We start from the raw sequence: 300 nt of genomic DNA on the forward strand, positions 1-300 counted from the left end.
TTAGATTTGAAACTGGATCACATTTACTTCCAAATATATTTATACTACATACTTTTGTTGCAACACATGTTGCAAAAGGTAATATTATCTTATCATTTTCCGTTAGTATCATATCTCCTTTAACAAAAGTATTAATCCCTCCAGTAACAAATTTACTTGGTGTAGGGCACTGACTACATTTTACAACTACACTTGCAGTCGCTAGTACTTCTGAATTTATAACCCTATTTTCATCCTCCTTATAAAATGATTTATAGAAAAAATATAAATTCCTAATTTTCTTATTTTCACAATGTTTTT

Annotated in this window: 1 protein-coding gene; it reads right to left on the minus strand. The window is 28.0% G+C overall.

Going from position 1 to position 300, the window contains the following annotated elements; genetic code table 11:
- A partial coding sequence (locus tag AYC60_RS08950) for a hypothetical protein (RefSeq protein ID WP_197416944.1) occupies positions 1-300 on the minus strand: 300 nt, incomplete at both ends.

Source organism: Streptobacillus felis (genome assembly GCF_001559775.1).
Taxonomy (GTDB): Bacteria; Fusobacteriota; Fusobacteriia; order Fusobacteriales; family Leptotrichiaceae; genus Streptobacillus; species Streptobacillus felis.